Raw genomic sequence first — 19568 nt, forward strand, 5'->3', positions numbered from 1 at the left:
GGCGGCGACGTGCACGTGCCGGTGCGGGAAGAGGCCCTGGCCATCGATGTGATGCTGGCCCAGTGGCAGCGGGCCATGAACGAGGGAAGACACGCCCGTACATGAATCCGTGGTCCTGCGACTCGCCCGCGGCGAGTGCAGGAGTGCACGGCAACAGTAGACGCGGGCACGCCGTCGCTCCCGGCGGCCGTCCCGCGGCCACAACTCCATCACCCGGGTGCGCCGTCAGTGGACGACCCCGGCGCCCGCCCGCAGCCGACGCTCTCAGCGCGCGGCCCGAGGCGGGCGGCGTACCTGGTTGAAGGGACACTCGATTCCCCGAAGGAGCCTGAGGGCGTGATCGCGCCACCATCCGCGCTCACCCCATGTCGCTCATGGCAGGGGCACCCGCCGGGCCCCTCGGCGAGCAGCGTCCGACCAGGACCATCACGTCGCTGCTGCTGGCGAACGGCCGGCGACAGATCCCGGCCCACCGGCCCGGAGCGAGGTGCGCCCGGGCCGGTGGGAGGGGACACCACGGCGGTGCGGCGGCCGTAGTCGCCAAGGCTGGGCAAGCCGGGCCGCGGCTCAACGAGCCGGCCTTCGCTCCGGCGTCCAGCAGAACGCGGGCGCTGTGGTCACGGTGCGGGCCCAGTGCTCGGACGTCGGCAGCACAGCCCGCGGCGGCGCGCCCGGCCGGTATCCGCCCATGAACCCGGAGAGGTGTCAGCGCGGTCCTGGGTCTCTCGTGGTTTGCCCGCGAAGCTCGGCGTCACGGTGAGCGTCGACGGTCGTGTAGCCGGTGTCGCACCACGGTCGGCAGAGCTGGCCGGCGGGCGCGGCGCACGTCTCGCACTCTTCGTCGAAGTCCTCCGGGCGCCACGGGCGCAGCGGGCCGGTCACGAGCGGCCGTTGCGTCGCGCGGTGGGGCAGCAGGTCATGTCGTTTCTCTCAGACGGTCGGGATCACGCGGCGGTCAGCTTGGTTCAGTGGGTGGGGTTGAGGACCAGGGCGGGCATATGGGCCGGGATGGAACCGTCCATGGCGTAGTCGATTTCACCGCCGTAGGCCGCGCCGGAGAGGCCTCTGGCGGGGTCGGGACGGTAGTAGCCGACCTCCACGCGCGTGCTGGCCGGTGAACCGATGCCCTCGTCGGGGAAGTCCGCGGCGCCGATGGCTACGAGCGCGTCGTCGGGGAGGTCGACCTGAGCGAGGACGGCGCGCAGCTGTCCGACGCGCAGACCGTGCACGGTGACGGGGAAGTCGCCGCTCCAGCCCTCGGCGCGGCGGGCGTCGTGGACGTGCGTTCCGGCGGCGATGAGGGCGGCTGCTTCTGCGTCCGGGACCGGTTCCAGGTCGCGCAGCGTGCCGGGGTAGAGGCCCTTGGTGTAGGGGCCGTAGAAGGTGCGCACGAAGCCGGCCGTCATGCCGAGGGTGTCCTCGTGCAGGCGCAGCAAGCGGTCGCGGGGCAGCTGCTCGAAGTCTTCGCCTTCGACGTGCAGGGCGCTGACGTCCACGGCCACCGTGTCGTCGTATCCGTTTCCGTACATCTCGGGGGTGCTCCTTACCGGACGGTGGTCGGGGCAGGTGCGAGCGAGGCGCGGTGGAGCCAGCATCCCGGGCCGTGTCCGTCCCGGTAGGTGCGGCCGAGGTCCCAGCCGCTCAGGCGCGCGAGACGCTCGTAGGTCCACTGGTTTTCGGGGTCGCGGAAGTCGGGGTTTTCGGGGCAGTCGGTGATCCACAGCCAGGTGACCGGAGTCGTGACGAACTCGTGGCCGTCGCCGGGAGCAATCCAGTCGGTCTGTCGCGCACCAGCACGCGGGGCGCGGTGATGGGGAGTTCTTCACGCTGCTGGAGCAGGGAGCAGTGGCGGCAGTCTTCGCCACGGGTGCACGGGCCGAGCGCGCACTGCGCGCCGCCGGCTTCGAAGTGCGTGTTCAGGGAAAGCCGGTTGTAGCCCTTCCCGTCGGCGGGACGCACCGGCACCGGCTCCGGCAGATAGATCGGCACGAGTCACCCTCCGGTCGTGACGTCGGGTGCGAGCTCGAGCGGCGCGGGCGGCCACGCCTCGGCCATGACGGCCGCGGCGGCGGGAGTCGCGGGCCGGGGCAGGTAGGCGGGTCCGCGCAGTTGCGGCGCGAGCTCCGCGACGTCCTGGAGCCACTCGCGCTCCTCGCGGGCGCGTTCGCGTCCGTGGTCGTAGGAGCGGGGGTTGTGGCCCGGGCAGCAGTTGTGGCGGCGCAGGCCTTCACGGGTCATCATCCGGCGATGCACAGCGGCCTTGTGCCTCCCTTTCGGCTCGGTGCCGGCCGCCTGTTCCCGGGGCCGCGGTGGCCGCCGGGAACAGGCGGGGTTCGGCGATCGCGCCCCCGGGGGGCCATCGCCTCTGGGCGCCGCACAGGCGGCGCGACAGCCACGACGGCGGCTGCTCCCAGCTCCGGGCTGAATCGGGAGCAAAGGAGCAGCGCGGCGGCCTGCCCAGTCGCGGTGTCCGGGCCCGGGGCCATGACGTCCGACTCCGGGATCCCCGCCCGAAGGGGCGGGAGCCGGGCCTCAGCCTCCGCAGACGTCAGAGGGTGTTCCGGGACCGGGCAGCAACACCGCGGTGGTGGGCTGACCGTGCCGTCCGTACCGTCCGGACCCGCCCCGCGGGGCACGGAGCGGAGCCGGACAGCGGCGTGAGCGCGCGGGCCATGATTCCCGCTCCTCCCCCAACCCGGGGGCGTGCTACATACACCACGCTCCAGAGGGGAGCGACCCCTCCTTCGACCCCGGCCGGTGATCAACCAGCCAAGATCCGCTTCGCGTGCCCGCCCGCACCCCTACACAGGGGTGTAGACCAGCACTTCGTCGGCCCGAGGGGACTCGAACCCCTACCTGCCCCCTGCCGGGGGGACCGCTCTGCCATTTGAGCTACGGGCTGCCGGACAACGCGGATCGGCCGCTCCATCACCGTCCGGCCTGGTGGAGCCGTACGCCCCCACCAACACACACTAATTTACAGTCTCAGGCGCCAGTTGTCAACTTAAAGGCGGGGGCGTGGGCGCCCGGCCACCGCACCGGTCAGCTGCGGATTCGCACGGTAGTTGTCGTGTTCGCAGAGCAGTTGTCGTGCAGCGACTGCTACGGGTAGATGCGCGGGTCAGGGGTGGCCATCACCGGCGGTGGGCGCGCCGGCCGCCAAGTAGCCTGCGAATCCTCCGCCAGAAGCTGTGCAACGCGAGGAGCGAACCCGCAGCTCAGAACAACCCCACACGACAACTGCCGCGCTCACTCACACCGGCGCTCTACGATCCATCCCCTCCCGCCTCACGGATACGCCTGCGGATTCCCCGACGGCGACGACGCGAGCCGCGAAGCATGCCGCCCGGCAGCGGCGCCAGTCGGACCCGAGCGTCGCACGTCGGGGACGACGAGTCGCCACGCCCGAGCAGCGAGGCTCCACCTGAGACCTATCACACTTGACAGTTGTATCTTTTTCATGTAAATTGATGTATCTTGCGGAGTTCGCGTGCTCCGCGCCCACGCCCACCTGCCCCTCCGACGTCAAGGGACCACCATGACCGCCCGAGAACTCACCCAGGACAACTCCACTCAGGACGACGCTTTCGTCGTTCACTGGGACGACCCGCGCACTGACATCGCCGACACCGTCTTCGACGCCGCCGACGAGGGCCACGCGCTCACCGTCACCAGCCGCCGCGGCAAGACCGTGGTGCTGGCCCCGTACCCAGCGAAGGTCTACGTCGTCACCGGCGACCATTTCGTCTTCGCAGTGCGCTCCGACGAGGCGGAGGCGCAGGCGTGGGTGGAGAAGAACGCCAGCGGTCTCCCCCGCGGCACGACCGAACACCAGTGGTGCCCGGAACACGCGGGCAAGGACGTCCGGCAGGTCCATCGCTTCAAGGACCCGAACACCGGCCGGTGGAACAAGTCCCGGTACTACATCACCACTCAGGTGTTGGACAGCGACAACTGACCGACCGGGCCCACCGGCTACAGCTACATCTCGATCCTCGATCACCACAGGCGCTTCCTCAAGGGCGTGCAGGCCTTCCCGAGGAGAGACCGGCAGGCGACTCGCGCCGGACCTCAAGTTCGGCGGCGCGCGGTCCGGGCGAACAAGCAGTGTGCGAATCCTCCGCACAAGTGGTGCAACGTCGGTCGCGAGTCAGCAGCTCAGGGGAGTCCCCTCGCACAAGTGCCGTGCTCCCCGACAGCCGGAGGCGTCACCTTCGACACGTGCCAAATCATGCACCTCTTGACTTTTTTACCTTCAATATGTAAATTAACTTATGTTGCATCCGGTTGACGCCTCAGAATCAGCACCTGGAGGAACCTCATGGACATCCCCGTCTTCCACGCAGTGAGCACCATCGCCGGCAGCGCCGCCTGCACCTGCACCCGCCAGTCCTGTGGCGGCTACATCCTGGCGGGGGACTGTCCGGACCATCTGATCGAATACGCCTACATGCACCACCAGGCCGACAGTGGCACCTGCCGCCGCTACACCGCCGAGCTCGCCGCACCGGCGCCGCAGTCCAAGCCGCACACCCGTCCGCTGACCGCCCTCCGGCATGCACTCCGCAACCTGCACGGGCTGTCGGGGCTGCGCCCCATCAGCCAGCTCCGCGCCATCCTCACCATGGGCCGTGACATGTCCTGGCAGCGACTCATCTCCTGGCCCGGCTTCATGATCGTCATTGTGAGGTACGAACCGCGCAAGAAGTAGATCCCCCGCTACTCCGGTGCCCCGCACAAGGGGCGCGCGGACGGGCCATGCGCGCCAGAGAGCTACGAGGCCCAACACCGCCGAATGCCGCGTCCCAGCCGCCGCAGGTGACCGCTGTCGACGGGGTCGGGCGGCACCGACAAGGCCACCGGCGCCAGCCGGTGCGGATGAGGCCCACCAACTCGGCAGCAGGCCCTTCGAACCCGGCGGGCGGGGCCGCGGACAACCAGCCGGACAGCTCGACGCCGGCGAAACGGGCAACGGGAGCTGCGGCCCCCCGGCGGCGAACGGCGAGTTGGCCGGACGATGCGCGGCCCGCGAGCCCAAGCACCGCGGGAGCGGCAGCGACCGGCGAGCCGCGTGGACGACAAGCAGCCTCGGCCGTGACGGCCGCGGCGGCGGGAGTCATGGGCCGGGGCAGGCAGACGGCAGGACCCGGTGGCCGGCTCCCGGATGGCGAGCTGCGCGGCCTCGAGGACAGCAGCGCCGAGGTGCGCCACCGCTTCGGCACCTTGGCTGCACGCACGAAGCCATGCAGCGAGCGTCTCTGCCCGGCGGACGAGGCCGAAGCACGGCGGGGGACACGACGGCGGCGAAGCAGCCGCGGGCGTGCGCAGACGATCCCGGCGACCGTGCCCATGATGGCGGGGCTGTCCTGGACGCACTTGTCGTCGACGCGGCATCAGCATCAGCGCAGAGGACAGTGAACGGTCGGATGAAGGAAGAGGGCGGTCTTCGCTACTCTCCAGGGATGACGGAGACACCTGGATCCGCCGACGAGGATCTGCCGAGCCTGCCTGGGTCGCTGAACATCATGGGCTCAGGCCTCTGTCCCGTGTGCGATGAGCCCTTCTTCACGCCCCGCCGGACGCTGCGAGCCGACCCCCCCGGGGCCGAGTTGGAGACCGAGGTCGCCCACGAGGACAGCCGGTGCGTGGAACACATGGCCTCTCACGACCCCCGGCAGCTGGCGCAGGCTCTGCTCTTGATGGACGCTCAACTCGTGATGGCACAGGCACTCGCAGGCGACGCGGGCAAGCCCCGGATCAGCCGATGGATGGAGCGGATGAAGGCCGAGTCGCAGACTGCCGGATGACAGACGGACGCTCCTCGAAGTCGCCGCCCACCGGCGGCGCACGGTGAGGCGCCCGAGCGCGCTGGGCCCACCGGGTGAACCAGCCCTGCACCGCCATATTGGCCTCCCGAGCGGCGGGCGAGCAGTGCGCGAGAAGGGGTCGGGGTGTCAGTTCCTCCTGCTTGACTGACCTCGTCCGGGAAAAGGAGGAGAGCGATGGCAACGAACTTGCCCACAGTCATTCGCAGGACACCCGAGCAGCTGCGGGAGCAGCGGTGCGGTCTCCTCGCGGCGGTCGGCATGGACTGGGAGAACCTCCAGGAGCGCGCCGAAAGCTACAGCCTCAGCCCCGCTGAGCTTGAGGTGTGGCACACCATCCGGGGCATTGACTACCTCCTTACCGGCGAGGTGCCAATGCCCTGACGTTCGTCCCGGAGTTGAGCGGCAGGCGGGGTCGGCTGAAGCAGTGCGCCCCCGAAGACCCTCCCCAGCAACCCCGGACCGCCTCGATGCGAAGATGATCGCGTGGATGAGTCCCTGGAGTACCTGGCTCGTGTTCAGCAGCTGCGGCGAGAGCGGATGACCGGCAAACGACGGATGCTCTTTCTGGACAGCGGGGCCCCGGCGGGCTCCCACGTTCGCCCCGATGAGTGGCGCGTCATCGAGGAATTCGACGGCTACGAATGGAGGGCGGTCGGGCTCGCGCCGAACTACCCCTCAGCCGCCGCATACGTCCACCGACAGCACCCCGAAGCCTGAACGTCCCCACGGGCCACACCGACCTGACGAGCACAGCAGGCAAGACCCGGCGGACGACAGCGCCACAGGACGAGCGGGAGCACGAACGAATGCGCGACCGCACGGACGAAGCGGAACGGGCCGACGGAACGCCCACGGCGGCGAGCGCGGAGCGATGTCACGCGGCGGCGGGGCGATGGGCCGCCCGACCGGCCTCGAATCGCTGTCGTCGGCACGGGCCAGTCCCAGCTACGCGTAGAAGTCCCCTGGCACATGGTGCCAGGGGACTTCTACGGGAACTGGGCAAATGGTCGACCTCTCGTTCTGACCTAACCTGGATCGCCGCATCGCGCGATCACCGGCGGCCACGGCCGACGCCGGCAACAAGCTCCCGGCACCCCGCCAATCGGCCCTGGTACGGCAGCCAGCATGACGAGACACGGCCGCTCCCTCAGCCGGAAGCCTCCGCAGCACTTTGGGCCTGCAGAGACCAGCTCGAAGGAGTCCGCGCGCGATCAGCTGCGCGTGGCGAACTGCGCGTTCCCCAGGCCAGGGCCACCGCCCTGGTCGCCGTTGTGGTCCCAGGTGATCGCCACGAACTCCACGTGGCGGTCCTCGCGGAGGTCCAAGTAGTAGGTCTCGGAATTGCCGGCACCCAGCTTCATGTTGACCGTGTGCATGTAGCCGTAGTCGGTCCAGAGATTGACGCGCACCGCCCTCCCGTCCCGCTTGGTGTCCTTGACTGTGAGTGCGTTCCCGCGGTCCTGATACTGCACGTAGCCACTGCCGTCGCTCAGGTGACGCGAGGCGTCAGCGGCCTGGGCAGTGGAGGCGTTGCCGACGGCGGCGCAGAGAGCCAGGACCGATACTGCTGTGGTGGTGGCGATGCGCGTGCCGGTGCGGCACAGGAGCGTCTTCATAGTGATCCCTCTCGTGATCCGTCCGCTTGGCATGTCCCGTACGGACGTGGGTTGCGAGAAGGTAGGAAGAGCCGCCTGTGGACAGAATCCGGAAAGACGGTCCCCGCCCTCCGCACGCGTCACGAACAGCGCCACGGCAAGGTGGCGCGGGCCCTCCCCCGAGACGATCGGAGCACCGCGCGCCCACCCAGAACCGGCAAGCCGGGGCCCACCCGGACTCACTCCCGGCAGCACCTCAGCGCGCAGCGACACGACGCCGCACCCCACGTACTCCCGACACCCAACCGGCGAAGGAACCGTGCCCAGGCCCCGCAGGCGACGGGCACCGCCCGCCGACGAAGCACTTAACCCCGCCTGGGGACGGCCCCCGCGCCGCCAGACGCCTGGACGCGGAGCGCCCGAAGCAGCCCAAATACGAACGCCTGTGCGCATTCTGGCCAGTTGACTGGAGGAGGCATACACCCGCGCGCGACGAGGCGTCGCTGGAGCAGCACCGCGGAAGCGCCCTCGCCGAGCGCTCGCCANATGCAGCCACTGGCCGACATGGCGCTGCTCAATCAACTGCCCGCCGTACGGCCGCGCGGGTACGTGGGCGCGGAACACACTGACGGCGCCCACGGCAAGCCCGACGGACCAGCCGGGCGTAGGCGAGCAGCGCCCCCGACGCCCCGAGGGCAGCCGCAGGGCGGGCCCGAGCACGAAGCGGCGGCGCAGCCGCGCGAGTTCGCGAGCTTGCGGCCGGCGGCCGGCGGCCGGGCGGAACGGCCGCGGATGAGCCGAAGACAGCACGCAGCACCGCGGTACGAGGCACGGCGCAGCCACGACGCGCAGGGCGGGGTCCGCTCCGGTTCGGGGTCAGCTCCAGTCGTGCACGAGCAGCCAGCCCGGCTCCGCCAGGGCGCGGTAACCCAGGTGCGCGGCCGTGCGTCGCAGGGATTCGTCCCTTCCGGGTGAGACGGTGAAGTCCGTCAGGGCGCGGCAGGCGCCGGGCGGCAGTTCCTCGCAGGCGATGCCGATGACGACTCGTTCGGAGTCGTCGCCGCTGACGGTGTACAGCTGCACGTCCTCGCCACTGTCGGGGCTATCGGTCTCCTTGCCCCGGGCGCGGGGCAGCGCTTCCAAGGCGTCGGAGACGTCCAGCCAGTGCGCATCGGCGAGTTCGATGCCGTAGATGGCCAGGAACGAATGCTCCAGGCTCACTCGGTTTACTCCTTGTCGTCTCGGGCGGACGCCGGTCAGGTGTCGTTGCCCACCGGGTAGTCGGGGTACAGCTCGCGTACGAGCGCGTCGAATTCACTCGCGGGCATGTCGTGGAGCCCCGCCGCTCGCTTCTTCTCGGTAGCTTCTTCAGCGACCTCGCTGATGGACCCCGTTTCAGCACGGGTGGGCATGCGCGTCATGGTCGCCAAGCTCAGAGTGGTCTTGTAGAGCCGGTAGTGCGCCTGCACAGCAGCGCGGGTCGCCTCGTCCCTCGTCATATCCGCCATCTCATCGGGCCAGTTGCAGAGTCTGCGCCAAGCCGAACTCGGGTCTCAGCGAGTGGTCGGGCGTGCAGGAGTCGGCCGGGTATCGCGGATGATCTTTTCGGTCCTGGTGGCGCCGTACTGGGCTACGAGGTAGGGCACCTGGCTACTCAGGCCGCCGTTGTTGATCTTCGCGGCCTGGTGGCCAGCCTCGTCGTAGCACTCATCGGCAGCTTCGTCGTTGTCGACTGCGGCGGAGTCGTTGCACTCGTCGCTGGCGTAGCGAGCAGCAGCGTCGTGCACGTCCTCGTCGAGATCGGCCGGATCAACGGGAATCGATTCGGCGAGGGCGAGCAGGCGCGTGGTCTCCCGCTCGTCCTGGGGTGTGAGGGGAAGGTCGGCTTCGATGTCGAGCACGGGCGAGCTCCTGGTGGGTCTGGTGCGGGTGGGCGGCTAGCTTTCTCGGCCCGTGGGCAAGGGCGGACGCTCTTGCTCTAGGCGCGAGGGGCGGTGAACCCGACTGGGTCGAGCGTGCGAAGTGCCTGGCCGAGCGGAGCGACGAGCTGCGATGGGATCAGCGCCTCCTGCCCCATCCTGACCAGTCCCGACTTCCGGGTCAGGTCCTCGATCTCGGCCATCAGGTCGTTGTCAAACGGGTAGTTGGCCTCCTTGCGGGCCTCGCTGAGGAGCGCCTCGTACAGGTTCCCGGCCGCTTCTTCAGCCGTCGCCTCGGTACCGGCCATCGTTGATCTCCTCCATGCTGTGTGGGGACGTCGGGGCAGCCAGACGGGCCGCGGAGTGCGAAGCACACCCCCGGCCGGCTTGGGATGCCGCAGCGGTGTGGTGGTGCGGTCAGGCGCCGCAGATCCGAACGTCGGGGTACACCTGCCGCACCAGAGCCTCGAAGTCGCTCTCGTTCACCTGGAGGAGGCCAGCGGCCTGCATCTTCGCGTTGGCCTCCCGAGCGGCCTCGTAGAGGCTTCTCGTCGCTTCAGTGTGGGTGGGCTGGTGCTCCGTGTTCAGCAGGCTCTGAGTGGTCTTGTAGAGCCGGTAAAAGGCGTGCACGGCAGCGCGGGTCGCCTCGTCCATCGTCATACCCCCGATCTGATCCGCCAGTTGCAGAGTCTGAAGTGCGTCTGGGGTCACCGCTCGGGCTGCCCGGCGAGGGCGAGGAAGTTACGCATGTGCTTCTCGACTTCGACGCGCAGGCGGAGATCACCGGGGTTGTCGGCGAACTCCAGCAGCTCGGTGTGCATCAGCGTCAGGTAGTCGAGGGTCTTCTGATCCGCCTTCGGCTGCTCGGTGGTGAACTGGTCGATCAGCAGCTGTACCTGCTCAGCCAGCAGGCGTGCCTGCTCGGACTCGAACGGTGCACTCACGGTGATCCTCTCGGTTGGACGGGATGTGGGGTCCTGCCGGCGGGAACGGGCCAGCTCCGGTCGGCGGCGGGCGAGCAGCGCGCGATCGGGCGCCGGACCCGGTCCGCAGGAGGGGTGCAGGCCAGATCGCGCGGGGCGCTGATCCAGCAACACCCATTAATTTACCTTTCGCGGGTATGATTGTCAAGCCTCTGTGCTTCACCGGCTCGCGACCGGCCATCACGCGACCCCGGCTGAGCAACCCCGAGAGTCACGTCGCATACTTTAACTTGACAGTTACCTCCTATTTACGTAAATTCTTCAATGCCGGGTGAGGCAAGCATCACCGACACCGCTCCTCAACCGCGGCTGACCTCGGGCCCGGCACACACCTTCCCTCCGCCCGTACTGGCCGGACGACCAACGGTCAACGCGGAGACCGCAAGACCCCGCATCCGCGTCGAGCGCCTGTTGAAACGGAGCAGTTCCATGAACGGCAACACCACCGCCGCGACCGTCAGGAGCGCCTCCACCGACACGGTGACGGTCGAGCTCCGCCGCGAAGACCTCGGAGCTTTGCTGAAGAACGTCGGGGGGAAGGTGACCCGGTCGCGGCCCCTCGGCGCTCACAACGCCCTCGAAGCGCTGCACGCCGCGTACGACTCCCCCGCCGGTGAAGCGGTCGCCCCTTCCTCTTCCACGGACGCCGAGCGAGATTGCTGCATGCCGCATCTGCGCCTGTCCTGCGGCCACTGCCCGCATCAGCTCTGCCAGGACTGCGGGAACTGCTGCTCCTGCCCGCGCGGGAAGTCTCCCGCTCAGGACGAGACTGCGACTTGCAAGGCGCTGGAGGCGCTCGCTGAGCTTCTGCGCCGCGGACAGACCTGGCGGGCCGGACGCCTTGTGGCGTCCTCCTGCCCTTCCCAGTACGACATCTGCGCCGTGCTGGGGTGGAAGCCCCCGGGAGACCTCGCATGGGCGCCCGACAAGTCGGAGCAGCCCGTCGCAGACGAGGACATGGGCGGCACCCGAGCTCACGCGGGGCGTGCGTGATGGCTTTCCCCCGTGCCTGCGGTTCCTGCGGTCAGGACTCCGCCTTCGAACGGCGCGTGACGTGCCGCCGCTGTGGCGACCCCGTTCACGCCGACTGCCGCGACATCACCCGCACCTGCTACGCCTGCCGCTGGTTCCAGGCCCGCGAGGGAGGCGTCGAAGGCGACATGCTGACGCCCCGTTCTGCCGGGCGCGCGCCGTTCGCACAGAACGTGCCCGTCACCGTCGCCAAGGGCCGGCCGCTGCCGGACCTCGCCAGCGAGGAGAACCCCTGGGGCCGCAGCGCCAACGAGGTGCGCGTTCTGACGAACGCCGTCTGGGCAGGGTGGCACATCGCGGAGCGGAAGGAGGTCCATGGAGAGGTCCTGCTAAAGAAGCACCGCCGCGGCCGCCTGCGGCTGACGTTCTCCGTGCACGGCCGCATCCTCGACGCCTCCACTCAGCGGCACGGCGTCGAGCGAACTGCCGAGGGCGTCACCGCGTATCTGGAGAAAAGGTGACCGCCCGGCGCCCGCGCAAAAGAGGCGCGAACATGACTGGACCAACAGAGAACGCACAGGAGAAGACGTGACCAGGAGCAGGCCCGGCAGGGTCAAGGCATTCGCCCGCGCAGTGCTCGCCGAACTCGGCGACGAACGCCCGCGGCGTGACCGCCCGCAGACGCCCTCCACCCCGGCGGCAGGAAGGCCCGGCAGGGTCAAGGCATTCGCCCGCGCAGTGCTCGCCGAACTCGGCGACGAACGCCCGCGGCGTGACCGCCCGCAGACGCCCTCCACCCCGGCGGCAGGAAGGCCCGGCAGGGTCAAGGCATTCGCCCGCGCAGTGCTCGCCGAACTCGGCGACGAACGCCCGCGGCGTGACCGCCCGCAGACGCCCTCCACCCCGGCGGCAGGAAGGCCCGGCAGGGTCAAGGCATTCGCCCGCGCAGTGCTCGCCGAACTCGGCGACGAACGCCCGCGGCGTGACCGCCCGCAGACGCCCTCCACCCCGGCGGCAGGAAGGCCCGGCAGGGTCAAGGCATTCGCCCGCGCAGTGCTCGCCGAACTCGGCGACGAACGCCCGCGGCGTGACCGCCCGCAGACGCCCTCCACCCCGGCGGCAGGAAGGCCCGCTTCGGAAGAGCGGTGATCGGCGCTGGGTGAGCGTTCGCCCGTATCGAGGCGTCTCCTGAAGGTCCCTGTTCCGGCCTTCTCGCGGACGGGCACCTCGGCGCATGCCCCAGAATGCCGCCCCGGCCAACCCGCCGCCTGGGCACGGCGACCACCCGGCTACGCCGCCAGCCAAGCTCGCCGGATCCGAGGGGCTGCCTACACACAGCCTTATCCGGGGTTGAACGCGTCCTCGGCCGGCAGTACGGCCCCGTCGAGCCCGGGAGCAAACCCCGCTGTCCGGCGAGCAGCGAGGCCGCGCCGGCGTCGGGGCCCAGCCTGGGTCACGGGATCGTTCAGCCGAACTGACCCGGGACGCCGGCCTGGACGGTCGCCCCGCCTTTGGCCGCCTCGCGCTGGCGTCACTTGGACTCCGAACCTTGACATCACACCTTCTTGATTTTTGCCACCTCATAGAGTAAATTAGTGTTTGCTGGAAGAGCGAAGCAAGCGCCACTCCGAACGCTACGAACCCACTCCTGGAGGAACCGTGACGCACCTCGCCACCCTCACCGCCCTCACCGCCGACACCATCGGGGAGGACGCCGAGACCGCACCTCAGGTGTGGATCATGATGAAGGGTGAGGACCACGAGGGGGGCACGATCAAGGGCGTCTACCTCGATGCTGAGCTCGCCGTCGGCGATTTCCTCGCACTCGCCCGCCAGATCGACACCACCTTCGGCATCGACCAGGCAGACAGGGCGGACGACGGCTCCTTCCACGTCCACGGGGGCTGCGACTGGCTCAGCCTGAGCCCCTACGACGTCACCACCCGTCGCGAACTCCCTGAGTAACCTCCTGGGCGGGCGGACGGCCGCGTCCGCCCGTCTTGCCACGACACGCCACATCCGCCGGCAAGCGCGCACCTGCATGAGTGGAGATTCGACTCCGCCCGGACCAACGTGCCGAACAGGGCTTTCCGCGCGAAGTCCCGGGTGAGCGGGGTGGACTTCCCACTGCGCTCTTCACGCTCCAGGAGCGGGTCAGCGGTCGCCGCCCGTTCGCATCGACCCACATGGGAGGACATCGTGTCCACGAGAGAGCTGGGCCAGCCCGAAGTACACCTGGCCTATCTGACCGAGCGGTTCACCGTGTGCGGTCTGCGCCTTGGCTTCGGCGTCCCGAGGACCAGCCACCGGCCGGACGCCACGTGCAGCAGTTGCACCGCAATCCACGACGAGGTGATGGCGCCCGGGCGCAGCGTGGCCCCCATGTTCTGGTGACCGTACCGCGGTCGTGCTGGGGTACCGCGGCACAGGAAGGTCCGTCGGATCGGCGGGCCGGAGACGGTCACATTGACCCGTTTCCATTGAGTCCACGCACCTTTGACGGTAGTCTTGTCCATGTGGGACGGAGGACCTTGCGTGGGCCCCGTCCCGCCTATGACGAGCCCGGGCGGCCGATCACCGGCCGGGCCCAAGGACGGGTCGCCACCGTCTGGAGTCCTGGTGTAGACAGCACGCCCCGGTTGGGGGAAGAGCGGGTGCAACTCCCGCGGGCTCACCCTCACTTCGCACTGCACGGGCTGTGCCACGGCCGCTGTTGGTCTCGGAGGCCAGGCGAATCCATCACAGCCGTCTCACCCTGGAGGTCGGCACACCGACATGAACGACGAGCTCAAGGATGTCGAGCGGACCACCGAGGAGCTGGCGGAGATCATGGCCAGCGGCAACACCGTCAGGGTGTTCGTCGGCGAGATCCTCACCTTCGAGATCTCACTGAGCGAGGTGGCGCTCAACATCCGGCTGCCGTTTCCTCAGGAGGCCGTCCGGGACCTGACGTCCGGAGTGGAGCAGGGCGACCTGCGGCTCAGTGCTTCGACGTCCGGCGCGAAGGGCCTTGCCGATCTTGACGTCGACAATGGCCAGGCCGAGCTGCTGAAGCGAGCGCTCGTTGCGCGGCGCAGCCTCCTGGCTTCCTGACCTCCTACCGGGGGAACCTCACACCACCCTGCGCCGGTCGCCACGTGACCGCACCTGAGCCTTCGAGAACCTGTGCGCTTGCGGCTGCTCGCGGCGCACACTTCCGCCCAGCGGTCTCACGGATCGCCGATCACCCGGCGCCCGAGTCGAGCGCGATGCTCGGCGATCTCTCGCCGGAGGTCGATCCCTGCGTCCGCGAGGTAGCCGGCCAGGTCGTCGTCCGCAGTCACGTTCTGCCCCTCGGCGACGTTGGCAAGGTAGCGGCCGACCTGCACGCGCAGTGCGGCAAGCTCGGAGCAGCCCGGACAGCTGGCGGAGCCGGAAGGCCGGGTCCGGTCGGCATCAGCGGCGGCGTCGTCTTCCACGAATGCCGTGAGCTCGTCGTCGCTCAGCTCCGGCAGCGGACGGGGCGGGTTCATGTTTCCTCATTCCTCGTGTGCTGGGCTCAAGACGCGGACGGCGTCGGCCGGTTCAGGATTCGTGGTACGTGTCCCCGGTGAGCACCAGGCCGAGCGTGTATGCCGCGGTGGCGAGGTTGCCCATCAGCCGAACGTACGCGCTGTCGACCAGGGGATGCACGGCGGAAGGCACTTCGAAGTCTTCGATCGGGCCGGAAAAGCGCACGGGGCCGGCCGGGGCGGCTGACCTGCGGTAAAGGGCGCAGAGCTCCCTGGCGAGCTCTGCGGCCTCGTCGGTGCTCCCGCGTGCCCAATGCATTTCGGCGAGGAAATCCAGCGGGATGCAGGTGGGCGCGATCATGTCGTGCCGGAGGCTGGGGAGGGGAACGGTCGCGCGCCGGAGAGGGAAGGTCAAGTCCTCGATGTGCTGGCGCTCGATCCGGCCGGTGGGGTGGAGGGTGACGATGTATGCGGGCTCCATCCGGGACCTCCGACAGACCGGCGTCAGCCGAGCACGACCGGCGCGTTGCGTACCTTGAGTCACTGGTCTCGCGGGCGCCCACGGCAGGGATCGAACCTGCCCGGCTGCACTGGCCGCCCTCTCCCCTGGCCTCCGGTCAGTGGAGCGTGGATGGGGCAGGGCGGGAAGCGAGTCGATGCGCCTGTACGGCGCGGGTCGCGTATCCCGCCCTGCTTCTGGCATCCCCCGCGTCCGGTACGGCCGATGGGGAAGCCAGGGCGGCCAGTGGCGCTCCCCAGACCGCTGCATCTATTTTACGTATCTTCGGTGCCATTCACAAGTTTTACGTGTCGCTGGTTACGCCGTCGGTGTCACGCGCTCCGTGCGGGCCAGGCGTCGTCGGTGCGTACGTGCCCGGACCGCACCCACTTGGCGACGCGGTGAGCGAAGTCCTCCCGCTCGAACGAACCGGCGTCCCTGATCACGTACCCCTCGTCGTGCTCGGTGTCGGTGTACTCCTCGAAAGCCTGATGCAGGCCGTCAAGGGTTGGCCGGTGGCCGCGGTAGATGACCGGCACCGTCGGCAGGTCCAGGAGTTCGGCCCACTCGCGGGTGTCGTCCCATGAGAGGCACGTATCGGCCTCCCAGATGGAGAAGACCGCGAACGGAGGGACAGGACGGCTGTAGCGGATCGAATGCGGAACCGTGAGGTTCTCCCCGCACACCAGCCACCCCTCGGGAATGTCCGGGCAGACCCCGGCCGCCAGCGCACGCATGCGGTCCTGCCACGGCCGGCTGCGGCCGTCAGGAGAGCGCGCGTACATGCCGCGCCGGTGCAGCGTGGTGTTCTCGCCATCCATCTTGAGGGTGGCGACGAAGGCGTCGCTCCGAGGAGCGAAATCCGCCCAGTCGCCCCGCAGGTCATCTGCCGTGACGCCGGGGGAGTTGGGCAAGTGCGGGGTGCGCGGGTAGCGAGGTCCCTGCTCGCTCATCGTGAACCTCCCTCGGTGGCAGCGGCTTTCGCGCCCGATGTACGGGGCGGCCCCGTACAGGGCCGCCCCGCTGGTGAGCCTGCGGCGTCAGTCGGCTTCCGCGCGGAAAGCGGTCAGAGCCCGCTTTGCATAGAGCGTGGCCAGCCCTTCCAAGTCGGCGCGGTCCACGCCGCCGCGCAGGCAGCGCAAGCCCAACTTGGCCAGTGAGTCGGCCGTCTCGTTCAAGATGTGCCCTTCGTGCGCCTTCTCGTGGACGAACGTCAGACCAGGCGTGTCCCGGCACCGCCTCTGCAACTTGACCAGCGCCGGTGACTCACCTCCGGAACGCAGGCTGGCGTCGTACCCAGGGGGCAGGCTCGTGTCGCCGTTCTGCCAGCGCTGAAGGAACTTCAAAGCCGTCAGGTTGTCGACTCGGACCTCGATGGGCTCCCCGGGCGCCGCGTGCAGTACCGCCCGAAGACCCAGATCGACCGCGCGCAGCTCACCCACCTCAGTCCGGCCCGCGTCGGCCCGGTAGGCCGGGTAGACGTGGGCTCGCAGCCCGGCGTTGCCGGTCGTGGCCAGGTAGCCGCTGGAGACGCGGGTCCGGTCGACGGCGGCGTCGGTAGCCAGCACGATCGGGCGTCGGGTGAGGCCCTCGACAACAACTCGGGTCTGCGCACCGCGGCCCTTGCGGGCGGCGGGGGCGGAGCGAGCGAGGGGGGATCGGCGACCCATGGGAACTCCTTCTGCGCACAGCGGTCGTAGCGGCGTCGGGGCGCTTGCATCGCCCTCAGTTCACTAATTTACGCACTTATGCAGAGAACGTCAATTCTTACGTGTCATCTTGTCGCAGCGCAGGCATCTCCCACCCTGCGGCCGGGACGCAACGGATGCCTCCGCTCAGCCCGTGAGGACCGCGTGGAACTGGCGACCGCCCTCGGGGGTTGGGTGAGGAGCGCCACCAAGGGCGTCGAGCGCCATGTACAGGCCGTTGAGTACACCTTCATTGCGGGCGTCATGGGTGGCGCAGCCCGATTGCGCCCAGTAGCGACGGTCCTCGATCTCCCGGACCAGGACGCGGGCAGCGGCGGACCCCGATACGTATACGGCGGCGTTCTGGGTGGTCATGCGCGCGGTTTCTCCCTTGCCTGGATGTGGCAGCCGGGACGGCGCTACACCATCCCGCTTTCCTTTAATTTACTTTAATAGGCGACGTTGGTCAATCTCGCGGACTGCGCTGATCGGCGCCGGATCTCGGGTCGCACGCCCCCGCGCGGGAGCCACACCCTTCACCTCCTCGCCTGTCTTGACAATCTACCCTGTGTTGGGTAAATTAATGATTGCTGGAGAGGGCGAGGCAAGCGCCCGACCGGCCGCTACGCACACCTGACCCGGGAGCAGCCATGACCGCCTTGATCTCTGAAGCACCGCTCGGCGTCGCGGTCGTGGACTGCGAGCGGGTCGAGTGCCTCTGCGGTCGGATCTCGCCCTTCCTCGACGACGAGGACGAGGGACACCAGGAGGCCCACGACGCGGGCTGGCACGTGCTGGGCCGCGAAGAGTGCGAATGCCCCATCCTCTGCGGCGACTGCGCCGAGGAGTGGTGCGGCGTCCGCGACGACTCTCCCCGGCTGCTCGGCATGCGCGTCATCTGACGGCCGTCTGGACGCACGCCACCTCACCACCCGTTCTGTACGCGACCCGAGGAGGTCAGCCCCCCATGGACAGCACGCAGCAGGAACGCCAGCGGACCATCCGCCGGCTCATGAACTCCGCGCCCCCCGAGCTGCTTCGCGCAGTGCTGGAGCGCGTCCTGGAGACGACGGCCGAGGCGCAGGAGGGGCCCGACATCGGTTCCTACGGGAGGGGTGGATGCCTGCCGACTGAGGTCGTGGATGCCGAGTACGAGGGGCGCAACCACGTCGGTGACGATGTCGACTCCGAGATCCTCTCCGTACTGAAGGGTGAGTGACGGCGCGGGCGGGGCCGGCTGGTCCCGCCCNGCCGGCTGGTCCCGCCCGCGCCGTACTGTGCTCCAGCTCTGCGCGCGGGCGGGCGTCCCGTTCCTCCTCGGCCGACCCTGTTTCGAGCAGTCATCGCTCACAACTTGCTCGATGACTCCTGATAGGGTAAATTAAAGATTGTTGGAGCGGTGATGCAAGCGCCGCCCCGGCCGCTACAGATCCACCCGCTGAAGGAGAGTCGCATGAGCGCCATCGCCCCCGCCGCCACGTACGAGGTCCGCCTGGACGAGCCGGTCCCCTACTCGTACGTCGTCACCACGAAGCGCGGCGTCGCCGGGTGCGACGTGCCGACAGTGGCCCGCCAGCTCATGAACGAGGACGCGGTCCGGCATGCGGCGCAGTGGGCCGACTTCCCCGGCTACGTTCCCGCGCGCTACCAGGTGAAGGTCTTCGACGCGGACGGCCAGCGGGTTCAGCTCTGACGCCCCGCCGCGCCCCCGGTCACCGAGGGCGCGGCGCCCCGCTTCCTCGACAGCAACAACCCACCACCCCGCGACAGGAGTCCAGCCGTGCACCGCAGTGTCCGTCCCACCCGCCTTGCCGCCACCGTCAGTCCCTCGGTCATCCTCGGGGGGACCTTCCCACCCCAGTACGGCGAGATTCCCACGCGCCTCCTGCTGGCCCTCGCTCTCGTCGGCGTGGTGGGGGTGCTGATGCTCGCCTGCTCCCTGTTCCCCCGCACCCGCCAGGACTCCGCCACGGCAGAGCCGGGAGAGAAGGGCATCCGGTGACGCGCAGCGTCGAGACCATCAAGGGCGACATCCAGGCGGAGGCCGGTCGCCTCTCCGACGACCCGAACCATAGCCTCCTCGTCCTCCTCGCCGAACTGGAGCGCACGGCGCGCCAGGACGGCTACAGCAGGGGATACGACCAGGCACAGGCCGACGCCGCCAACGGCGCTTTCGGCTGATCGCAGGCGGCAGCCGCCAGGGCGCCGGCTGATCCATGGTCGTGGCGAAACTGCGGCCCGGTGGCTGCCGTGCGGCCCTGCTCCTCGCCCTGACGGTCCGGCGCTGGGCCATCGTCGCCGCCAGGGCCTGGAGAACGGACCCCGGCGCCCCGCTGAACGAACCTGAGCCACCCGTGCAACCGGGCGGCGGCCACGAGTCCGACTGCCGCCCGGAAACCGGCCTCCTGCCTGGGAACCGCGAACAGTTCACGCAGCTGCTCCTGGACGACCTTCACCGCCCGGCCCCGGCCGGCGCCTGCCGACCGTGCGAGATGCGGCCTGGAGCCGAGCGGGCTGGGCACTCAGTACCCCCGCCCTGCGGGCTCTGAATCCCGTTCACGGACCGCAGAACTCTGGGCCGGTCCGAACGTCG

30 protein-coding genes and 1 tRNA gene are annotated in these 19568 nt (G+C 69.4%); 16 read left to right on the plus strand and 15 right to left on the minus strand.

The annotated features are described in order from the left end of the window. Positions 1–965: 965 nt before the first annotated feature. The 3 genes from AN218_RS01765 to AN218_RS01775 form a co-directional block, all read right to left on the minus strand. On the minus strand, positions 966–1529 hold the full coding sequence (locus AN218_RS01765; RefSeq protein WP_070014654.1) for a hypothetical protein: 564 nt from the start codon (positions 1527–1529) through the stop codon (positions 966–968). A gap of 463 nt (positions 1530–1992) precedes the next feature. Next, positions 1993–2241: a hypothetical protein gene (locus AN218_RS01770; protein WP_070014655.1), complete on the minus strand. Its 249-nt coding sequence runs from the start codon at positions 2239–2241 to the stop codon at positions 1993–1995. Positions 2242–2829: 588 nt separating this feature from the next. After that, positions 2830–2902, minus strand: a tRNA-Ala gene (locus AN218_RS01775). Positions 2903–3538: 636 nt separating this feature from the next. Between AN218_RS01775 and AN218_RS01780 the strand changes: the two genes are divergently transcribed. The 5 genes from AN218_RS01780 (at position 3539) to AN218_RS01800 (ending at position 6545) form a co-directional block, all read left to right on the plus strand. Further along, positions 3539–3958: a hypothetical protein gene (locus AN218_RS01780; RefSeq protein ID WP_070014656.1), complete on the plus strand. Its 420-nt coding sequence runs from the start codon at positions 3539–3541 to the stop codon at positions 3956–3958. A gap of 363 nt (positions 3959–4321) precedes the next feature. Beyond that, positions 4322–4711: a hypothetical protein gene (locus tag AN218_RS01785; RefSeq protein ID WP_070014657.1), complete on the plus strand. Its 390-nt coding sequence runs from the start codon at positions 4322–4324 to the stop codon at positions 4709–4711. Positions 4712–5462: 751 nt separating this feature from the next. Beyond that, positions 5463–5807: a hypothetical protein gene (locus AN218_RS01790; protein ID WP_070014658.1), complete on the plus strand. Its 345-nt coding sequence runs from the start codon at positions 5463–5465 to the stop codon at positions 5805–5807. Positions 5808–6002: 195 nt separating this feature from the next. Continuing rightward, positions 6003–6209: a hypothetical protein gene (locus AN218_RS01795; RefSeq protein ID WP_244900194.1), complete on the plus strand. Its 207-nt coding sequence runs from the start codon at positions 6003–6005 to the stop codon at positions 6207–6209. Positions 6210–6311: 102 nt separating this feature from the next. Further along, the gene (locus tag AN218_RS01800; protein WP_070014659.1) at positions 6312–6545 is read left to right on the plus strand and encodes a DUF6087 family protein; all 234 of its coding nucleotides are present in this window, start codon (positions 6312–6314) and stop codon (positions 6543–6545) included. Between the two features lie 494 nt (positions 6546–7039). Here the strand turns inward: AN218_RS01800 and AN218_RS01805 are convergent, their stop codons facing one another. From AN218_RS01805 to AN218_RS01835, 7 genes are all read right to left on the minus strand, one after another. Then, positions 7040–7444: a hypothetical protein gene (locus AN218_RS01805; RefSeq protein ID WP_070014660.1), complete on the minus strand. Its 405-nt coding sequence runs from the start codon at positions 7442–7444 to the stop codon at positions 7040–7042. A gap of 855 nt (positions 7445–8299) precedes the next feature. Continuing rightward, positions 8300–8644, minus strand: a complete 345-nt coding sequence (locus AN218_RS01810) for a hypothetical protein (protein ID WP_070014661.1) — start codon at positions 8642–8644, stop codon at positions 8300–8302. 35 nt (positions 8645–8679) lie between these two features. Beyond that, positions 8680–8922 (minus strand): hypothetical protein, encoded by a 243-nt coding sequence (locus AN218_RS01815; protein ID WP_141747397.1) that lies wholly within the window; start codon positions 8920–8922, stop codon positions 8680–8682. 54 nt (positions 8923–8976) lie between these two features. Continuing rightward, entirely contained in the window at positions 8977–9324 is a 348-nt protein-coding gene (locus tag AN218_RS01820; protein WP_070014663.1) for a hypothetical protein, read from the minus strand. Between the two features lie 77 nt (positions 9325–9401). Further along, the gene (locus AN218_RS01825) at positions 9402–9650 is read right to left on the minus strand and encodes a hypothetical protein (protein ID WP_070014664.1); all 249 of its coding nucleotides are present in this window, start codon (positions 9648–9650) and stop codon (positions 9402–9404) included. Between the two features lie 109 nt (positions 9651–9759). After that, positions 9760–10002: a hypothetical protein gene (locus AN218_RS01830; protein ID WP_141747398.1), complete on the minus strand. Its 243-nt coding sequence runs from the start codon at positions 10000–10002 to the stop codon at positions 9760–9762. A 47-nt stretch (positions 10003–10049) separates the two neighbouring features. Next, positions 10050–10286, minus strand: coding sequence for a hypothetical protein (locus AN218_RS01835; protein WP_070014666.1), 237 nt, complete (start codon positions 10284–10286; stop codon positions 10050–10052). 468 nt (positions 10287–10754) lie between these two features. Here AN218_RS01835 and AN218_RS01840 point away from each other — a divergent pair, with 468 nt between their 5' ends. From AN218_RS01840 to AN218_RS01865, 6 genes are all read left to right on the plus strand, one after another. Then, a complete protein-coding gene (locus AN218_RS01840; RefSeq protein ID WP_070014667.1) occupies positions 10755–11318 on the plus strand; it encodes a hypothetical protein in 564 nt (187 codons plus the stop codon). Next, entirely contained in the window at positions 11318–11818 is a 501-nt protein-coding gene (locus tag AN218_RS01845) for a hypothetical protein (RefSeq protein WP_141747399.1), read from the plus strand. The genes AN218_RS01840 and AN218_RS01845 overlap by 1 nt, the downstream gene beginning before the upstream one ends. A gap of 67 nt (positions 11819–11885) precedes the next feature. Further along, positions 11886–12446, plus strand: coding sequence for a hypothetical protein (locus tag AN218_RS01850; protein ID WP_141747400.1), 561 nt, complete (start codon positions 11886–11888; stop codon positions 12444–12446). 510 nt (positions 12447–12956) lie between these two features. Then, positions 12957–13262, plus strand: a complete 306-nt coding sequence (locus tag AN218_RS01855) for a hypothetical protein (RefSeq protein WP_079131728.1) — start codon at positions 12957–12959, stop codon at positions 13260–13262. A 234-nt stretch (positions 13263–13496) separates the two neighbouring features. Continuing rightward, on the plus strand, positions 13497–13691 hold the full coding sequence (locus AN218_RS01860; RefSeq protein WP_070014670.1) for a hypothetical protein: 195 nt from the start codon (positions 13497–13499) through the stop codon (positions 13689–13691). Between the two features lie 381 nt (positions 13692–14072). Next, positions 14073–14390, plus strand: a complete 318-nt coding sequence (locus AN218_RS01865; RefSeq protein WP_070014671.1) for a hypothetical protein — start codon at positions 14073–14075, stop codon at positions 14388–14390. 116 nt (positions 14391–14506) lie between these two features. Here the strand turns inward: AN218_RS01865 and AN218_RS01870 are convergent, their stop codons facing one another. The 5 genes from AN218_RS01870 to AN218_RS01890 form a co-directional block, all read right to left on the minus strand. Further along, positions 14507–14809 (minus strand): hypothetical protein, encoded by a 303-nt coding sequence (locus tag AN218_RS01870; protein ID WP_070014672.1) that lies wholly within the window; start codon positions 14807–14809, stop codon positions 14507–14509. A 52-nt stretch (positions 14810–14861) separates the two neighbouring features. Next, complete coding sequence (locus AN218_RS01875) at positions 14862–15269, minus strand: hypothetical protein (RefSeq protein ID WP_070014673.1); 408 nt, start codon at positions 15267–15269, stop codon at positions 14862–14864. A gap of 350 nt (positions 15270–15619) precedes the next feature. Then, positions 15620–16240, minus strand: a complete 621-nt coding sequence (locus AN218_RS01880; protein ID WP_070014674.1) for an RNA ligase family protein — start codon at positions 16238–16240, stop codon at positions 15620–15622. An 87-nt stretch (positions 16241–16327) separates the two neighbouring features. Continuing rightward, entirely contained in the window at positions 16328–16957 is a 630-nt protein-coding gene (locus AN218_RS01885) for a hypothetical protein (RefSeq protein WP_070014675.1), read from the minus strand. A 165-nt stretch (positions 16958–17122) separates the two neighbouring features. Continuing rightward, a complete protein-coding gene (locus AN218_RS01890; protein WP_070014676.1) occupies positions 17123–17350 on the minus strand; it encodes a hypothetical protein in 228 nt (75 codons plus the stop codon). 275 nt (positions 17351–17625) lie between these two features. On the opposite strand from AN218_RS01890, the gene AN218_RS01895 reads away from it, so the two are divergent. The 5 genes from AN218_RS01895 (at position 17626) to AN218_RS01915 (ending at position 19156) form a co-directional block, all read left to right on the plus strand. Continuing rightward, positions 17626–17877 carry a hypothetical protein gene (locus AN218_RS01895; protein WP_070014677.1) on the plus strand — a complete coding sequence of 84 codons (252 nt, stop codon included), beginning with the start codon at positions 17626–17628 and terminating at the stop codon, positions 17875–17877. 65 nt (positions 17878–17942) lie between these two features. Then, on the plus strand, positions 17943–18194 hold the full coding sequence (locus AN218_RS01900) for a hypothetical protein (RefSeq protein WP_070014678.1): 252 nt from the start codon (positions 17943–17945) through the stop codon (positions 18192–18194). A gap of 234 nt (positions 18195–18428) precedes the next feature. Continuing rightward, positions 18429–18668, plus strand: coding sequence for a hypothetical protein (locus AN218_RS01905; RefSeq protein WP_070014679.1), 240 nt, complete (start codon positions 18429–18431; stop codon positions 18666–18668). An 87-nt stretch (positions 18669–18755) separates the two neighbouring features. Further along, positions 18756–18977, plus strand: coding sequence for a hypothetical protein (locus AN218_RS01910; protein WP_070014680.1), 222 nt, complete (start codon positions 18756–18758; stop codon positions 18975–18977). Beyond that, positions 18974–19156: a hypothetical protein gene (locus tag AN218_RS01915; RefSeq protein WP_070014681.1), complete on the plus strand. Its 183-nt coding sequence runs from the start codon at positions 18974–18976 to the stop codon at positions 19154–19156. The genes AN218_RS01910 and AN218_RS01915 overlap by 4 nt, the downstream gene beginning before the upstream one ends. The last annotated feature ends 412 nt before the right edge of the window (positions 19157–19568 follow it).

It is taken from the genome of Streptomyces nanshensis, from assembly GCF_001751255.1.
Lineage (GTDB): Bacteria > Actinomycetota > Actinomycetes > Streptomycetales > Streptomycetaceae > Streptomyces > Streptomyces nanshensis_A.

Bases quoted from the DNA above. Each gene is read 5' to 3' on its own strand.
- AN218_RS01765 (WP_070014654.1), bottom strand. From the start codon at position 1,529: ATGTACGGAAACGGATACGACGACACGGTGGCCGTGGACGTCAGCGCC.
- AN218_RS01770 (WP_070014655.1), bottom strand. From the start codon at position 2,241: ATGATGACCCGTGAAGGCCTGCGCCGCCACAACTGCTGCCCGGGCCAC.
- AN218_RS01780 (WP_070014656.1), top strand. From the start codon at position 3,539: ATGACCGCCCGAGAACTCACCCAGGACAACTCCACTCAGGACGACGCT.
- AN218_RS01785 (WP_070014657.1), top strand. From the start codon at position 4,322: ATGGACATCCCCGTCTTCCACGCAGTGAGCACCATCGCCGGCAGCGCC.
- AN218_RS01790 (WP_070014658.1), top strand. From the start codon at position 5,463: ATGACGGAGACACCTGGATCCGCCGACGAGGATCTGCCGAGCCTGCCT.
- AN218_RS01795 (WP_244900194.1), top strand. From the start codon at position 6,003: ATGGCAACGAACTTGCCCACAGTCATTCGCAGGACACCCGAGCAGCTG.
- AN218_RS01805 (WP_070014660.1), bottom strand. From the start codon at position 7,444: ATGAAGACGCTCCTGTGCCGCACCGGCACGCGCATCGCCACCACCACA.
- AN218_RS01815 (WP_141747397.1), bottom strand. From the start codon at position 8,922: ATGACGAGGGACGAGGCGACCCGCGCTGCTGTGCAGGCGCACTACCGG.
- AN218_RS01825 (WP_070014664.1), bottom strand. From the start codon at position 9,650: ATGGCCGGTACCGAGGCGACGGCTGAAGAAGCGGCCGGGAACCTGTAC.
- AN218_RS01830 (WP_141747398.1), bottom strand. From the start codon at position 10,002: ATGACGATGGACGAGGCGACCCGCGCTGCCGTGCACGCCTTTTACCGG.
- AN218_RS01840 (WP_070014667.1), top strand. From the start codon at position 10,755: ATGAACGGCAACACCACCGCCGCGACCGTCAGGAGCGCCTCCACCGAC.
- AN218_RS01845 (WP_141747399.1), top strand. From the start codon at position 11,318: ATGGCTTTCCCCCGTGCCTGCGGTTCCTGCGGTCAGGACTCCGCCTTC.
- AN218_RS01865 (WP_070014671.1), top strand. From the start codon at position 14,073: ATGAACGACGAGCTCAAGGATGTCGAGCGGACCACCGAGGAGCTGGCG.
- AN218_RS01870 (WP_070014672.1), bottom strand. From the start codon at position 14,809: ATGAACCCGCCCCGTCCGCTGCCGGAGCTGAGCGACGACGAGCTCACG.
- AN218_RS01875 (WP_070014673.1), bottom strand. From the start codon at position 15,269: ATGGAGCCCGCATACATCGTCACCCTCCACCCCACCGGCCGGATCGAG.
- AN218_RS01880 (WP_070014674.1), bottom strand. From the start codon at position 16,240: ATGAGCGAGCAGGGACCTCGCTACCCGCGCACCCCGCACTTGCCCAAC.
- AN218_RS01885 (WP_070014675.1), bottom strand. From the start codon at position 16,957: ATGGGTCGCCGATCCCCCCTCGCTCGCTCCGCCCCCGCCGCCCGCAAG.
- AN218_RS01890 (WP_070014676.1), bottom strand. From the start codon at position 17,350: ATGACCACCCAGAACGCCGCCGTATACGTATCGGGGTCCGCCGCTGCC.
- AN218_RS01895 (WP_070014677.1), top strand. From the start codon at position 17,626: ATGACCGCCTTGATCTCTGAAGCACCGCTCGGCGTCGCGGTCGTGGAC.
- AN218_RS01900 (WP_070014678.1), top strand. From the start codon at position 17,943: ATGGACAGCACGCAGCAGGAACGCCAGCGGACCATCCGCCGGCTCATG.
- AN218_RS01905 (WP_070014679.1), top strand. From the start codon at position 18,429: ATGAGCGCCATCGCCCCCGCCGCCACGTACGAGGTCCGCCTGGACGAG.